This window comes from Neobacillus sp. B4I6 (genome assembly GCF_050434045.1).
Classification (GTDB): Bacteria; Bacillota; Bacilli; order Bacillales; family Cytobacillaceae; genus Neobacillus.
On sequence record NZ_JBNPWB010000002.1, the window covers coordinates 2,777,561 to 2,793,455 of the forward strand.

The 15,895-nt window shown below is 37.6% G+C and carries 16 protein-coding genes; 7 read left to right on the top strand and 9 right to left on the bottom strand.

Features of this window, described 5'->3' with window-relative positions; genetic code table 11:
• Positions 1-110 precede the first annotated feature (110 nt).
• Positions 111-1,481 carry an MFS transporter gene (locus QF028_RS15820; protein WP_429472373.1) on the top strand — a complete coding sequence of 457 codons (1,371 nt, stop codon included), beginning with the start codon at positions 111-113 and terminating at the stop codon, positions 1,479-1,481.
• A gap of 138 nt (positions 1,482-1,619) precedes the next feature.
• On the opposite strand, the gene trhA is transcribed toward QF028_RS15820, so the two are convergent.
• A complete protein-coding gene (gene trhA / locus QF028_RS15825) occupies positions 1,620-2,270 on the bottom strand; it encodes a PAQR family membrane homeostasis protein TrhA (RefSeq protein WP_215001749.1) in 651 nt (216 codons plus the stop codon).
• Positions 2,271-2,845: 575 nt separating this feature from the next.
• Here trhA and QF028_RS15830 point away from each other — a divergent pair.
• The gene (locus QF028_RS15830; RefSeq protein WP_098934025.1) at positions 2,846-3,196 is read left to right on the top strand and encodes a hypothetical protein; all 351 of its coding nucleotides are present in this window, start codon (positions 2,846-2,848) and stop codon (positions 3,194-3,196) included.
• Here the strand turns inward: QF028_RS15830 and QF028_RS15835 are convergent.
• Positions 3,193-3,822, bottom strand: a complete 630-nt coding sequence (locus tag QF028_RS15835) for a TVP38/TMEM64 family protein (protein ID WP_429466804.1) — start codon at positions 3,820-3,822, stop codon at positions 3,193-3,195. The two genes, QF028_RS15830 and QF028_RS15835, sit on opposite strands and share 4 nt — an antisense overlap.
• A gap of 111 nt (positions 3,823-3,933) precedes the next feature.
• Positions 3,934-4,707, bottom strand: coding sequence for a LysM peptidoglycan-binding domain-containing protein (locus QF028_RS15840; protein WP_429466806.1), 774 nt, complete (start codon positions 4,705-4,707; stop codon positions 3,934-3,936).
• A gap of 402 nt (positions 4,708-5,109) precedes the next feature.
• Between QF028_RS15840 and QF028_RS15845 the strand changes: the two genes are divergently transcribed.
• The 3 genes from QF028_RS15845 to corA all read left to right on the top strand — a co-directional run bounded on the left by QF028_RS15845 (position 5,110) and on the right by corA (position 9,311).
• On the top strand, positions 5,110-6,240 hold the full coding sequence (locus tag QF028_RS15845) for a TIGR04053 family radical SAM/SPASM domain-containing protein (protein WP_429466808.1): 1,131 nt from the start codon (positions 5,110-5,112) through the stop codon (positions 6,238-6,240).
• Positions 6,241-6,592: 352 nt separating this feature from the next.
• A protein-coding gene (locus QF028_RS15850) for an IS1182 family transposase (protein ID WP_429466810.1) occupies positions 6,593-7,965 on the top strand; the annotation gives its coding sequence in 2 pieces (ribosomal slippage) (positions 6,593-7,736 and positions 7,736-7,965; 1,374 coding nt in all).
• A gap of 395 nt (positions 7,966-8,360) precedes the next feature.
• A complete protein-coding gene (corA, locus tag QF028_RS15855) occupies positions 8,361-9,311 on the top strand; it encodes a magnesium/cobalt transporter CorA (RefSeq protein WP_429466812.1) in 951 nt (316 codons plus the stop codon).
• Positions 9,312-9,347: 36 nt separating this feature from the next.
• On the opposite strand, the gene QF028_RS15860 is transcribed toward corA, so the two are convergent.
• Complete coding sequence (locus QF028_RS15860) at positions 9,348-9,659, bottom strand: hypothetical protein (protein ID WP_429466814.1); 312 nt, start codon at positions 9,657-9,659, stop codon at positions 9,348-9,350.
• A gap of 178 nt (positions 9,660-9,837) precedes the next feature.
• Here QF028_RS15860 and QF028_RS15865 point away from each other — a divergent pair, with 178 nt between their 5' ends.
• Positions 9,838-10,929: a M42 family metallopeptidase gene (locus QF028_RS15865; protein WP_429472375.1), complete on the top strand. Its 1,092-nt coding sequence runs from the start codon at positions 9,838-9,840 to the stop codon at positions 10,927-10,929.
• Between the two features lie 129 nt (positions 10,930-11,058).
• A complete protein-coding gene (locus QF028_RS15870; protein ID WP_215012873.1) occupies positions 11,059-11,274 on the top strand; it encodes a twin-arginine translocase TatA/TatE family subunit in 216 nt (71 codons plus the stop codon).
• 389 nt (positions 11,275-11,663) lie between these two features.
• Here QF028_RS15870 and QF028_RS15875 read toward each other — a convergent pair whose 3' ends face one another.
• The 5 genes from QF028_RS15875 to QF028_RS15895 form a co-directional block, all read right to left on the bottom strand.
• Positions 11,664-12,227, bottom strand: a complete 564-nt coding sequence (locus QF028_RS15875; protein ID WP_429466816.1) for a hypothetical protein — start codon at positions 12,225-12,227, stop codon at positions 11,664-11,666.
• Positions 12,228-12,559: 332 nt separating this feature from the next.
• Entirely contained in the window at positions 12,560-12,928 is a 369-nt protein-coding gene (locus QF028_RS15880; RefSeq protein WP_429466818.1) for a glyoxalase, read from the bottom strand.
• Between the two features lie 164 nt (positions 12,929-13,092).
• A complete protein-coding gene (locus QF028_RS15885; protein ID WP_088086820.1) occupies positions 13,093-14,073 on the bottom strand; it encodes an ABC transporter permease in 981 nt (326 codons plus the stop codon).
• Positions 14,066-14,980: an ABC transporter ATP-binding protein gene (locus QF028_RS15890; RefSeq protein ID WP_429466821.1), complete on the bottom strand. Its 915-nt coding sequence runs from the start codon at positions 14,978-14,980 to the stop codon at positions 14,066-14,068. The genes QF028_RS15885 and QF028_RS15890 overlap by 8 nt, the downstream gene beginning before the upstream one ends.
• Before the next feature lie 13 nt (positions 14,981-14,993).
• A complete protein-coding gene (locus QF028_RS15895; protein ID WP_429466823.1) occupies positions 14,994-15,767 on the bottom strand; it encodes an SGNH/GDSL hydrolase family protein in 774 nt (257 codons plus the stop codon).
• Positions 15,768-15,895 lie beyond the last annotated feature (128 nt).

Consider the following 15,895-nt stretch of genomic DNA (forward strand, 5'->3'; position numbering starts at 1 on the left):
ATATTAGTTTGGAGGCTATTCCTAGAATGATAAATTTTCAATGTGGCACTCATAGAAATAAATATATTGCAAAAAATAAACTGAATCTAAATCCAGCAAAGGATGAAGACATGAAGAAAAATCGTGCATTATTTTTAACAGCTGTCGCCTCTGGAACGATGTTAAATCCACTTAATTCATCAATGATCGCCTTAGCATTACACAGTATACAGAAGGATTTTCAGCTTTCCTTTACAACCGTTTCGTGGTTGATATCCAGCTTTTATTTAGCAAGTGCAGTAGCACAGCCGGTTACAGGAAAAATTGGTGATATTTTTGGGAGAAAAAAAACCTTTTTAACGGGGCTCATTTTAGTTGCCTTGTCAGCGTTTGGTGCACCTATGTCACATACCTTTCTCATGTTGCTTGTCATGAGACTGTTTCAATCGATTGGGAGCAGTGCCATTTATCCAGCAGGGATGTCGTTAATTCGAGACCATATCAAAGAAAGACAGGCCTCAGCCCTTGCCGTATTATCGATTTTCGCTTCGGCAATGGTAGCACTAGGGCCTACCATTGGAGGTTTCTTAATTGTTTGGGGCAATTGGCCTGCCATCTTCTGGGTGAATTTCCCCTTTATTATCCTCAGCTTTCTGCTGGGGTGGTATATGTTTCCGAAGGACATCAAACAAGATAAGGCTCACATGAAAAAATTATTCTCCAACTTGGATTTTCTAGGAATCGGGTACTTCGCTGCAGGAATGGTATTCTTTTTATGGTTTTTGTTATCTTTTGAAGGAAAAATTCATTATCTGTCGGGGTTTGTTGGAATCATCTTTTTCAGTTTATTTGTTCTGAGGGAGTTAAGAGTCAAGGAGCCATTCATTGATATTCGTATTTTTAAAACACATCCAAAGCTTTCGATGGTATACATCCAGTTCATATTTTTGAATATCTTTTTTTATTGTTTATTTTTCGGGCTGCCAAGTTATTTTCAAGAAGGATTGGGTTTAAGCGTGGAAATGAGTGGCTTGTTAATGTTATTTATGTCTGGAATAAGCATTATTATTTCATCTGTAACGGGAAAATGGATCGACCGGGCTGGTGTAAACCTGCCGATTATGGTTGGCTCTTTTATATCAATTATTGGTGCACTGGCTTTTATCCTATTTTTTGTAAATACTTCCTATTTGGGTATCGGGATTATTTTATCAATCATGGGCTTAAGCTATGGAATTGGAAATGTTGTGCTCCAAGTGGCCATGGTTAAGGAGAGTCCAAAAGAGATTATTGGGACAACATCCGGCTTATTTCAAACCTGCCGATATTTGGGCTCCATTTTATCCTCAATCATTTTAGGATTAATCTTTGGGAAAGAAGTCACTGCGGAAAATATGAAAATAATCGGGGAAGTTTTACTGTTCACGGGCATTATTAGCTTTTTAATGAGCCTATGGTTTTCTCGGGAGACATTTAACTATAGAAAAATGCGGCATGTTTGATCACACACTATTCGAATTTCTGACCTTATGACTCCCATGAGGACAAAGTTTGCTCTTCGGTTCTGATTTCTGTCCTCATGAACTTTCCATGAGGAAAAAGTTTGCTCTTCGAAACAGACTTTTGTCCTCATGAACAACTTAAGAATGAATCGGCAAGACATAAAACAACACACAAAAAAAGTGAGCAACACTGGCTGCTAATACAAATAGGTGCCAGACTGCGTGGTGATATTTAAACCCACGCCAAACATAGAAAATGGCTCCGATTGTATACAGTGCGCCCCCAATAGCTAAATAGGTCATCCCTTCCAAGGATAGATTATTCACTAATGGTTTCCATGCGAAGACAATTAACCAGCCCATGACCACATAAAGCGCCGTTGATGAAAAAAGGTACTTTTTCACAAAAAAGCATTTAAAGACGGTACCCGCAATCGCAAGTCCCCAAACGATTCCAAAAAGTGACCAACCTAGTGTTCCTTTGATTACGATTAATAAAAATGGTGTGTAGGTCCCGGCAATAAAAAAGTAAATAGACGAATGGTCAAAAATTTCAAAAATGTCCTTTGCCTTTCCTTCAGGAAAACTATGAAGCAAGGTAGATGACATATAAAGTATAAACATTGTTACTCCAAAGATCGTGAAGCTAACCACATGCCACACCGTTCCATATAGGGATGCATATACAATTAAAATAACTAAGGCAGAAATACTTAATAGTGCCCCCACTCCGTGTGTGATGGAATTAGCTAGTTCCTCTTTTTTTGAAAAAGTATGTGTAACTGCCAATAGGATTTCCTCCTTTCAAGTAAAGCGCGATTCAATTAAATAGAAATGATATTCATGAAAATAACATGATTATCAAAGAAGGACAATGGACATTTGTCATCTACCAAAACTAAAAAAAGTGAAACTTATCGTTAAGTATCACTTTCCTTTCTAACCTTATTAACATTATCGATTATTTTCTTAATATTTTCTCTCGGACTCCAGCAATTAAATTGGTAGTTCGTTTTTGTCTCAAAGCCTAAACGACTACAAAAGTAGTGCATCCCCTCTGGCTTTTTTTCTGCTTTAAAATGCCTGCATGTCGCACAACAATGGAAATCTTTCATTTACTCTCCTTTTCTTTTCTTAAACTATTAATCTTTCGTTCATAATTTATTAATAATTTTCCATTAAGATTTAAATAGGTTCACGGAAGAACCTTAAACCTCCGCCCCCTTAAAATATAGATTAGTTTGAATACCCGGCCCCATGGCCGGGTAATTTTTTTTATAGAAATTTCCACACCTGGATAAGTATACTTCTCCTAAACCCTGTCAATAACAATACCAATCAAGTAAATAGATGAGGTGTTGAAAATGAAGGGAATTTATTTTATCAATGATCGTATCTGTTTAAATGGTCTAACTAAGGAAGAAAGTATTTCAGTTCAAGAACAATCCTTAAAGAAGATGATCCACGACCAAAAAATTCAAGTAGTAAAGTTCAACCCCTACCAGTTGAATGACTATTACACCATTCCACATGCACTTTTATACGATTTAAAAAAAGAAAAAGTTCCTATCGATTGTTTTTTGTATTACTCCTCACAGGTGATCGAAGATTTTATTTACAGCTATCCAGCTAAATGGCTTATTTTAAAAAGCTTCTTTAAGGAACTAATCTCCGTTGAAGAACAAAATGATTTAAATATTCAAGAAGTTGTTTAATCAAGAGAATTCTTTGCCTGCTTTCGATAAACAATAACAAAGTTAATCAGGATAATGATGACCATATAGGCGCCGTAAAGTCCGAAAGAATAAAGCTTGTTGTTACTAAATGAAGCACCTGCATACGACAAAAGCAGAATGTTTGGAACTTTTCCGATTATGGATGCGATAAAAAATGTTAGCCATCTCACATGACTTAATCCACAAATGATATTGACAACCGGAGCTGGAATGATAGGAATTAATCGACAGGTTAATATCGCTACAAAGGAATTTCTGTTTAAAAACTCATCGTATTCCTGAACTTTTGCATATTTCATCAGTTTATCCTGGGCAAAATCGCGAAAACCATACCTGGATAAGAAGAAGAAAGCCATCGTCCCAGCCATGGCCCCTGTTAAGGATACAAGCATCCCTTGGGCCGTTCCAAATACGGCTCCAATCATTCCTGCTAAAACTGGAAACGGGATGACAGGAAAAAAGACACATATTGACACTAATAACATACTAATGAAAATCGATAAGGCTCCACCTTGTTTAATAAGATGCAGTAATTCATCCTTTTGAAAAAAACCAATCGCAATAATTACAAGCAATATCCCTATACTAAAAATTCTTTTATACATCCGACAACTCCATTCACTTCAATTATTTTAATTAGTCTTATCATACTATATTTTTAATTTTGAAAAAATAAAAAGAGCCTTTCAGTGTTGAAAGACCCTTCTACTTATCTATTAAAATGCAGTCCTTGCACCAAGGTACCTTGGTTTCCAGTAGGAATTTGTCATATCTGCAATCGATACACCTTTTGATCCCGCTTGAATGAATTGATTGTTTCCTAAATAAATCCCTACATGTGTAGGACCCGGAGCGTATGTTTCAAAGAATACTAGATCTCCGGGATTTGGGCTGCTGACAGCCTTCAGTCCAGACCATTGTGTTGCTGCCGTTCGTGGAATGGTTACTCCAACTTTATTAAATACATAACTTGTCAAACCGCTGCAATCAAAACCTGCCGGCGTATTGCCACCCCATAAATACGGTGTTCCTATGTATTTTTTTGCTTCATCCATCACCAGTTGCGCCTTTGATACTGTTGGTCCAGGTACTGGATTTGATGTACCACCCACAGTTACCTTTAAGACTTGTCCTACATAGATCATATCTGATGTGAGGTTATTCAATGATTTAAGCTGGGCAATGGAAAGTTTGTAGCGCACTGAAATAAGGTAAAGTGTGTCCCCTTTTTGGACCGTATAGGTAGGTGCAATTAGTTCGTGGCTGTGTGGTGCTAATAATGATAGCTTCTGATTTACATAGAGATTATCACTTGTTAGGTGATTCCAAGTTTTCAAGTCTGCAACCGTGACTTTGTTTGCTTGTGAAATCTTCCAAAGTGTATCTCCCGATTGGACAGTATAAATATTTTCATGTGCACTAGCAGAACCAACAAATGTAGAAAACAGGATCCCCGCCGTTGCTGCGAATGATAATAGATGTTTTTTCATCGTAGCACCCTTTCAATTCGTTTGTGTACCTACATCATAAACGAACATTAAGGATGGAATAAACCCCAAGGATATGGCTTACAAGGTAAAAAAATCCAATACTAGCAAAGAAAACCGAAAATATAACAAACACAACTAAGTAACTATCCACTATATATCATGCTTTTCATGGAATCTTACATTATTTATTAATATTTTTGTAACATAAATGTAACATAAAAGAAGTTTATAGATCTCACATAATTCTCACTAGGATGTAGAAATATTGTAACAATACTCCCATCCACTGTGGGCTGATAAACCTATAATAAACCTATAGTTTATAAATATTAATGAATTTGGGTGATGATGATGCAAGGAATAGGAAAAGGACATCCACATGCTATGGGGCACCCTCATGGAATGAGAAATGTAATAGATTATGATAAAAATCCATTTATCGTTATTTGGGAAGTAACGAGAGCCTGTCAGCTTAAGTGCATTCACTGTCGTGCTGATGCGCAGCTTACTCCAGACCCACGGGAACTTTCACATAAAGAAGGAATCAATTTAATTGATCAAATTTATGAGATGGATAATCCAATGCTCGTTTTTACAGGCGGGGATTGTATGATGAGAGAAGACCTTTATGAACTTGCTGATTATGCAATTAAAAAAGGGATGCGCGTTTCGATGACACCTAGTGCCACAGCGAATGTAACAAAAGAAAAAATGAAACAGTTCAAAGATGTCGGACTCTCACGCTGGGGCTTTAGTTTAGACGGCCCAACACCAGAGATTCATGATCATTTCCGCGGGACCCCTGGATCATTTGATTTAACCGTTGAAAAAATTAAATACTTAAATGAATTAGACATGCCGCTCCAAATCAATACAGTAATCTCTCGTTATAATTATGACTCGCTTGAACAAATGGCAAAACTAGTTGGCGAGCTAGGCGCAGTTATGTGGTACATCTTCCTACTTGTACCAACTGGCAGGGGTCAAATGGACGCATGTATTTCTCCTGCTGAGCATGAAAAGGTGTTTCGTTGGTTGTATGAATTAAGCAAAACTGCACCATATGATATTAAAACTACCGCAGCACAACATTACCGCAGGGTTGTTTTACAGCAAAAGACGCGCGACCAGTTAATTGAAAAAGGTGAAATTCATTACGAAGACTCGATTACAACTGATTTTGCTTCCATGCATGATGGCTTGAAGCGTGCACCAAAAGCGGTAAATGATGGCAACGGCTTCGCCTTTGTCTCCCATATTGGAGATGTTATGCCAAGTGGATTACTTCCTATTGTCGGTGGTAACATCCGTGATACCCCGCTTGCAGAAATTTATCGTGAGGCAAAAGTATTTAAAGAACTACGTCAACCTGATAACTACAAAGGCAAATGCGGCGTCTGTGAATACAACAAAATGTGCGGCGGTTCCCGCTCACGAACTTATGCCGTAACAGGCAATTATCTGGAAAGTGAACCGTTCTGTGTTTATATACCACAAGCGATACGGAATAAAGAAACTTCACCAATCGTATAACCATTATTAATTAGTAAAGAGGCATTCTGCTATATAGAATGCCTCAGGCTGTCGAGAAACTTTCGACAGCCTCTTATTTTCTACAATAACTTTAACCATTCACCGCGTTAATTTATTATAATATTATTAATATATAGGCTTTGCAACATGTCTGTTGATTTGCGCTCCAGGCACTTCGCTTTCCGCGGGCGTGCCGGGGAGCCTCCTCGGCGCTGAAGCGCCTGCGGGGTCTCCCCTGCCCCTTACTCCCGCAGGAGTCTGCGTGCCTTCCACGCAAATCAACAGAGCTGTAAAATCAATAATACACTGCTCTTAACACAACCAAACAATAAAAAATTAAGTGGTGAAATCTATGTTTAAACCAAGAGTATCTACCCAAAGTGAATATGAATTTGTTTCTATTGATGAATTGGTTCCTGACAATCACCTTCTAAGTTTAATCGATAAATATATTGATCTTTCATTCCTTCTTGAAAAGGTACGTCCTTATTATAGTGATGATAACGGACGCCCTTCCGATCCCACTATTCTATTTAAAATAATGTTTATTGGTTATATTTATGGCATCCGATCCGAGCGACAATTACAAAGAGAAATTGAAATGAATGTTGCCTACCGCTGGTTTTTAGGCCTGAAATTTAAGGATCCTGTTCCACACCACTCAACGATTAGTTGGAATCGCCAACATCGTTTTAAAGGTACCGATATCTTTCAGGAAATATTTGATGAGATTTTTCTCCAGGCAATGAATCACAAAATGGTAGGTGGTCGTGTCTTATTTTCGGATTCTACTCATTTAAAGGCTAACGCTAATAGACATAAATTTACAAAACAAGAAATTGAAGTAGAGACTCGTGAATATTTTAATGAATTGAATAAAGCCGTAGAAGAGGACAGATTAGCTCACGGAAAAAAGCCGTTAAAGGAAAGGGAAGAAGTGAAGGAAACTAAAGAAATTCGGGTTAGTACCACTGATCCTGAATGTGGATTTATGTCTCGTGAAAACAAGCAGGAAATGTTTTGTTATCTCGATCACCGGACTACTGATATGAAATTTAACATTATTACCGATGTATATGTTACTCCTGGAAATGTTCATGATTCTGTTCCTTACCTAAGCCGGTTGGACCGTCAGGTCCAACGATTTGGATTTAAGGTAGAAGCTGTGGCACTTGATTCCGGTTATCTCACGAACCCGATTTGTAAGGGATTATCTGACCGAAATATCTTTGGAGTAATTGCCCATAGAAGATTTCATCCTACTACTGGTTTATTCCCAAAATGGAAATTTACATATGATAAAGAACGAGATCTATACGTTTGTCCTAATAATCAAGAATTACCCTACGGTACAACAAACCGTGAGGGTTATAAAGAATATAAATCTGATTCGAAGAAATGTGAAAACTGCCCACTTCTTTCCCAATGTACACGCTCCAAAAATAAGGTAAAAGTAGTGACACGTCATGTTTGGGAAGAGCACAAGGAAAAGGTAGGGAAAATCGCTTATCTAAATCTGGAAAAATGCTTTATAAATTTAGAAAGGAAAAAATTGAGCGAAGCTTCGCAGACTCAAAAGAGCTGCACTGGCTTCGCTATTGCCGGTTACGGGGATTGAAGAAAGCAAGCGAACAGGCTCTCCTTACGGCAGCCTGCCAAAATATGAAAAAGATTGCAACACAATTAGCAAGGCTAGAAAAAGTGTGTTGCAATTCTTTAGGTTGATTACCTCCCTGTTGATTTCCGCGGAAGGCACGCAGACTCCTGCGGGAGGACGGGGCTGGGGAGACCCCGCAGGCGCTAGCGCCGAGGAGGCTCCCCGGACCGCCCGCGGAAAGCGAAGTGCCTAGAGCGGAAATCAACAGGCCCATTAGCAGGTACAATGAATAATTAAATGCTGAGAATAAAAAATTGCCGAGAAAAATACCCTTTCTCGACAATCTGAGGCATTCTGCTATATAGAATGCCTCCTTTTTTCCTTTAAATCCTCAATTAATAAATGGACAATAAAGACAGGAAAACTCCTTATATAATTTTGAAAATTGAACAATAAAAGTTATAATAAGGTTATACATAATATCTTTTTATGGAATGATAATCGAACGAACTAAGGAGTTAACATGATTAGAACAATTGCGATATCCCAAACTAACCAATTGAAACCAGACCTTTCAATTGAGGAACTGATAAGTGGAGATTTTAAATGGTATTGGATTGATTTTCATCAGCCAACCACTGAAGAAATCGAATTCCTAAGAACCCCTCTTTCCTTTCACCCATTAGCCATTGAGGATTGTATCCATACTTTACAGCGACCAAAGCTTGATTATTATGAAGATCACACTTTTTTAGTTACACAAGCACTAAATCAACAGATGATTACTCGGGAAGAAATTGATTTCTTTCTAAGCAAGAACTATATAATTACTTTTCATCATAAATTTTCAACTGAAATTGAGGAAGTATGGAAACGTTGTAATTTGTCGACTAACATAGAAACGTGGGATCCATCCCATGTTTTTTACCTTGTACTTGATAAAATGGTTGATAATTATTTCCCACTTGTCTATCAAATTGAAGATCGGTTAAATGAAATTGACGAGAATTCTAAAGGAAGATCCATGGAGGCATTGCTCGAGGATTTATTTGACACTAGACACCACCTCCTATCCTTGAGGCATACCATTACACCGATGCGTGATCTAATTTACAGGGTCCTAAATTCTCAGCGAATGACTTCCATACAGAGGAAAAGGGAATACTATTCTGATATTCATGACCATTTATTAAAATTAACAGAGATGATTGAGGCAAACCGTGAACTTACCACGGACATCAGGGATAGTTATATTTCGATAAATTCACATCAAACAAATCATGTAATGAAGGTCCTTACCGTTATTACCACGATTTTCATGCCGCTCACCTTTATTGCAGGTCTATATGGGATGAACTTTCATTATATGCCTGAGTTAACATGGAAATATGGATATTTCGCAACCATTGGGCTGATGATTCTCGTAGCGATCGGCATGTCAGTTTGGTTTAAGAAAAAGGGATGGTTTAAATAAAAAGACTAGCTGCCGCTAGTCTTTCTTGACTTCTACTTATTTCCACTCTTCAAAGTCAACGGTTCCCCCTGTTAAATCAATCGTGTTGCGCTCACCCTTATAATAGGTTTTCCCATCCTTTTCAAAAATTAGCTTCTCATACGTATAGACCTTTTGTCCGTTTGGAAGATGGATAACCACCTTTGGTCCCGGATTTTCAATTGGTGCTTCAATTCGAATTGTGTTTTGATAGAAATAACGAAAAACAAAAAAACCGGCGGTTAATACAATACAAGCTAAAATGAAAAAAAATAGACCCTTAAAGGATGATTGCTTCGGCTTAGAGTGGTATAATTCGGCTCTGGTCAACTTTTTCTCCTCCCATTGGTATATATTCAATTAGTTTTTTAAATAGTTAGAATAGTTCCATTCATGCCCATACCGTCATTTTTTATTCCTATTTAAAAAAATTTAATACTTGTTAACCTATGCATCACCCAAGGAAAAGTTGATAATAATCGTATCTAAACACATCATTTTCGTAATTATGTATAATATTAGTGAAAGAAAACAGAAAGGGGTATTTGCTTTGTCTACTATAAATCCACAAGAAACGTTAAAATTAATTACTGACTTGGTATCCATTCCAAGCCCATCAGGAAACACAAATGAAGTGATTACCTTTGTTGAAAATTACCTTGCTGACTTACAAATCAAATCCTATAGAAACCGTAAAGGCGGTTTAATCGCCACAATTGAGGGAAAAGACTCAAGTAAACATCGGATGTTGACGGCCCATGTGGATACTCTTGGTGCGATGGTAAAGGAAGTAAAGTCAAATGGTCGATTGAAAATTGACTTGATTGGCGGATTTAAATATAACTCGATTGAAGGAGAATATTGCCAAATCGAAACCAGCAGCAGCAAAAAATATTCTGGAACCATTTTGATGCACCAAACATCAGTCCATGTTTATAAAGATGCTGGGAAAGCTGAGCGAAACCAGGAAAATATCGAAATTAGAATTGATGAGAAAGTACATACTGCTGAGGAAGTTCGTGCATTGGGAATTGAGGTCGGTGATTTTGTTTCCTTTGACCCACGTGTAGAAGTAACACCAAGCGGATACATTAAATCCCGCCATTTGGACGATAAAGCAAGTGTGGCCATTCTTCTGCAATTAATAAAGAAAATTAAGACTGAAAATATTATCTTACCCTATACAACCCATTTCCTAATTTCTAATAATGAGGAAATCGGATACGGTGGAAACTCAAATATCACCCCTGAAACGGTGGAATATTTAGCGGTCGATATGGGAGCAATGGGCGACGGACAATCGACAGATGAGTATACTGTTTCGATCTGTGTGAAGGATGCAAGTGGACCCTATCATTATGAGTTGAGAAAAAACTTAGTTCGACTAGCAGAAGAAAACAATATCCAATACAAATTAGATATCTATCCTTTTTATGGCTCAGATGCCTCAGCAGCGATCCGCTCTGGTCATGATATTGTCCATGGTCTAATCGGACCTGGCATCGATTCATCACATGCATTCGAGCGTACACACGAATCTTCCATTGATAACACGTCCAAACTACTGTATCATTACATTCAATCTGATTTAATCCGATAGGACTATTAAAAGCTGGTGGCGAGTCCACCGTTTTTTTTTTTACGATTCCATTTAGATTTTGAATAATTGATGATAAAAAGGTATAATAGAGACTGGTTTAACTAGCATTCATCACTAGGAGATGAAAATATGTTTTCTAATATTGGTGTACCAGGGTTAATTTTGATTTTAATCGTAGCCTTAGTTGTCTTCGGTCCAAACAAGCTGCCTGAAATTGGCCGTGCTTTCGGCAGATCAATTCGCGAATTTAAAAGAGCAACTGATGGAATTGCTGACGATATAAAGGAAGAGATAAAAGAGGAAATCAAAGAGACTAAACAAGAAACAATTAGTTTAAAAAAATAAGTTTTATAACTTATTGTCGTCAATCATAGGTATTTTCTTGCATCATTAAAAACATCCAAAAGACATCCCCATCAACTGATTGAGGAGGATGTTTTTTTGGATTTATTTTTTAGTAAATGCTTGAAATTGATTCATTAATTTTTGCCTGGATTTTGGATTACGAAGTAAATATGCAGCACCTAGTGCAACGGTGGTCATCATTAAATTTTTCCTTCTCATTTCAAACCTCCTCGGAATTAATCATTCTTAAATATTCCCTTTAATAAGTTATTTTAACAGCAGTAATTATTGACATCTTGTCATCATGAAGAGGTTGAATAATTGAAGATTGAACTGTTTAATCAAAGAAAAAACTAATCCCTTTGAATTAGTTTTTCGACAGAAGCTTATTACTTTTTCAGTAATTCTTTGATTTTTTGATTATGCTGTTTTGTTTGATCTAACAGTTGATTTAGAAGTAACACGGCCTGTTTGTTGTCTTTCTTTTCAATGGCATTCCTTAATTCATGGAATGTCCTCCAATGTGACATTTCTTTTCCGCCATGTGCCTGTTTTATAAATTCCTCTTTTGTTAACTTACCTGCATCAAATTGTTTTTTTAGTTCTTCTATTTTCGCCATTTTTTCTTTTTTCCATTGCTCACGTTTTCCAGCATTTTCAGGACTCATCCATTGGTTACTTAGTGTTTTCTTTTCCGCAAGGACTGTTGTCCACTCGCCTTTTTTATCCGGAGTATACTGGTCTACCCATGAAAGAATCATTTTCTCTCTTTCTGCCATCTTTGCTTGCCAATCTTTATGCATCATATGATGCTCTCTGCCCTCTTTACAATCACAAGGTGCTTTTTCCCTTTGCCCCCCATTATTGGTGTCAGGCACCGTTTGGTTTGCTCCAGCCATTCCAGGCACAGACAATAATAATCCTAATGATAAAAGTATCATTTTAAACTTCATAATGATCTCCTTCCGATTCATATAATTAGTAAAATAAACCTTTTTTTAACGGTACGGAATTATCATTCCCAATTGGTCAAAAAAAATTTACCATTTTGACAAATATTTAGTTATAAAACACTTGAGATTTTATTTGTATTATCGTATTCTAAAAACAGAGAGTGTATGTGAAATAATTCACAATATAAGAAGAGTGTTTGCTCTATTTCTCCCCCTGCTGGAAATTGAATAGAATCATCCCTAAGAAATTATGCCTTCAATCCCCCAATTTAAGGCATTCAGCCCCAATCCAAATTCTGGAGTGGGGCTGTATTTATATCTCAACGTAATTTCTAGAGCCATTCTAATAATTCAAGTCGATTGCCAAACGGATCATGTACATGAATTCTGCTCGCTCCTGGAAGTAGATCGTCCTCTGTATATAAAACTCCCTTTTCACGTAGATGACCTTTTAATTCCTCGATATTTTCTACCACTAATGCAGGATGTGCTTTTTTTGCTGGCGAAAATGGTTCCTCTACCCCAATGTGAAGTTGAAAGGTCCCGAATTCAAACCAAACCCCGCCGCGTTTCTTTAATTCTGCTGGCTTTTCTACTTCATTTAATCCCAGAATTCCATTGAAAAACTCCCTCGCGGTTTCTTCACAGCCCTTTGGGCCAGTAAGTTGAATATGATCGATCTTTTTTATTGCAAATGACATAGACATACCTCCTTTTGTCAGTTATCCTCACTCATATTCTATTAATTTTATAATATTCTTTCAAGTTTGAACTTTCGTTATTTGGTATAAATAAAAAGACTATTCCCGATGATACGGAAATAGCCTTTTTTTCTAGCTCCGGCACTTAGGGGCTGGAGCTTTTCTTAATAAACATCTCTTCTAGTAAAAACAAAAAATGAAACGAATAAGGCAACTGCCCACCACACAAAGAGGATTTGGATGGAAAATGAAAGATCCATGCCTTCAATTGGAGGTGCTGTTCCTTTCATATAATCGGTTAACCGTAAATTAACCATAAAAAAGTACTTGGCAGATTCCCAGGAGGATACCATGTTCGTTAATATAGCTCCTGAGATTAAAGAGGCAAGCATGACACCCATGCCGGCAGCCGTACTACGAATCAAAACCGACAGCATAAAGGATAAGGTACCGACGACAATTGAGACAAACCAGACCAGTCCAAAGTCCATTAATAAAAATTTCCATTGCCCCATAAGTTTGACTTCTGAAGTATTTAAGCCTGTTTCGGTCACATTAAATCCTGTTAAAATGGGTGCTCCCCAGCCTTTGTACCCAAACACCAAACCAGAAATCAAATAAGAAAGGATTCCTGCGATCGCAATGATTAAAGAAATAGCTAAGCAAAGCGTCAAATATTTACTCAAGAGTACCTTCCATCGTTTGACCGGCCTCGTCAAAAGCAGTTTAATCGATCCTAAACTGTGCTCGGATGAAACCAAATCACTGGCAATGACCATGACCATTAATGGAATAAAGAGATCAATCGAGTTTTCTAAGAAAATTCTCATAAACGTTGGTGCACCAGGCTCAGAAGGATTAATATCATGATCCAGATAATATTGTTGCTGCTGCAGGGATATTTGCAGCTGTTTCTTCCATTCATCAGTAATCCGACTACTGCTCAAACGATTGGTCGTATCAACAATTTGCTGTTGTAAAATTGTTCGCCAGTCACTGGTTCCCAATTTTTCTCGTTGTGTTTGAACTTGTTTATATTGTGCATATGTAAATAACATGACAAGGACGCCAATAATGATGGCAATAACAATAAGCCGCTTCTTGGCAATCAGTTTCATCATTTCATTTTGAATCAATTTATTCAATCGTGTCACCCCCCGTAAGTTCGAGGAATAAATCTTCCAGGACTGGCATTTTTCGATTCATTTCAGTCACAGCAATTCCTGCTTCGACCAACTGCTTATTCCATAGAGGTATCTTTTGTTCATTAAATTCTGTCAGTATGGTACCATCTTCTGTTACATCAATTTTGGTTAACGAACTTAATACTTCCTTACCCTTCTCAAGCGGATGAACCTGCCAAACGACTCTCTCGCGATTTGCCAGCAGATGATGGACAGTATCCGTTCGTATAATCGTCCCTTTTGAAATAATCGCGACACGGTCACACAAAAGTTCAATTTCGCTTAGCAAATGACTGGAAACTAAGACGCTTAAGCCTTCATCCTCTGCAAGAAATCTGATAAATTGTCTCATTTCACGGATTCCTGCCGGATCCAATCCATTGGTTGGCTCATCAAGAATCAGCACTTTTGGTCTCCCTAATAAGGCTTGAGCAATCCCAAGACGTTGTCTCATCCCTAAGGAATAGGTTTTTACCTTATCATGAATTCTTTCTGTTAAACCAACAAGTTCAGTAACCTCTTTAATTCGTTGTTCTCCGATTCCTTCGAGCATTCTGGCAAAATGAAGAAGGTTATTATACCCGGAAAGATAGGGATACAATTCCGGATTCTCGACAATACAACCAAGATTGGTCATTGCTTCTTGAAAATTCTCTTCTATATTCGCGCCACAAATGTGAATGCTGCCGGATGTGGGTTTGATTAATCCAACAAGCATGCGGATCGTCGTTGTTTTCCCTGCTCCATTTGGGCCTAGGAAACCAAATACCTCTCCTTCCCGTAAATCGAAAGTCAATCCCTTGATAATTTCCTTTTTGCCAATTACTTTTTTAAGATTTTTTACAGATAGTGTAATTTTTTTCTCCATCGAATTCCTCTCCTTACCAGGTAAGCAATGAGGCTACCCGTTCGGCAATTAAACGATACCCTTTTGAGTTTGGATGAAACTTGTCGGAATATAAGTAGTCATTCACCTTTAACTCAAACAAGTCGAAGGTTGGTACAAACACGATTTTTGGAAAAGAGGCACTGACTTCTGCACTATCGTAATTCCAGTGGCGGACCACTTTCGACATCTCTTTTCCCTGCTCTAATTCAATAAATGGATTATACAAACCAATGAAAAACACATTGGCATTCGTATTGTTTTTACGTATTTGCTCAAAAACAAACTTCAAATTATCCAGGTATTTCTTCTCAATCGCTGCAATATCTTTAGTTTCAAAATCGCTTAAGCCTTGCCCCCCGCGAAACAAGTCGTTTCCGCCAATCGTCACTAGGACAATATCAGCTTTTTGAATTTGGCGCCCTACTTCTGTTTCCTGTACTTGCTTCCTAAGAGATTCAGATCTTTGTCCATTGATTCCAAGATTGGTCAACTGTACCGGACGCTTTGTTTTTCCCTTGATTTCATCAATCAAGACACCCACATATCCTTTTCCTGTTTCATCGCCTGTTCCTCGAGTTAACGAATCACCTAACGCCACGATGGTTAACCCCTTTTTATTCTCCACCTTGGAAACGGTTTTTGCTTCTGGAACCTTTTCTGGTTTTCCAGCATAAAATTCCCCTACCGCCCAGCCAAGCCCGATCAGCCAGAGGAGGCAAAATAATACAGCTATGCCCGTGATCGAACGAATGACATTTTTATTCATTAAATAACATCCTTTCTGGCCATTTCTCTATTTAATTTAATCATAGTTGAGATATGAATCAAACTTTCAAGGACCATATATCGTATAAAATACATAAAGTTCGAAAATTGTTAACTTCTACAACTATT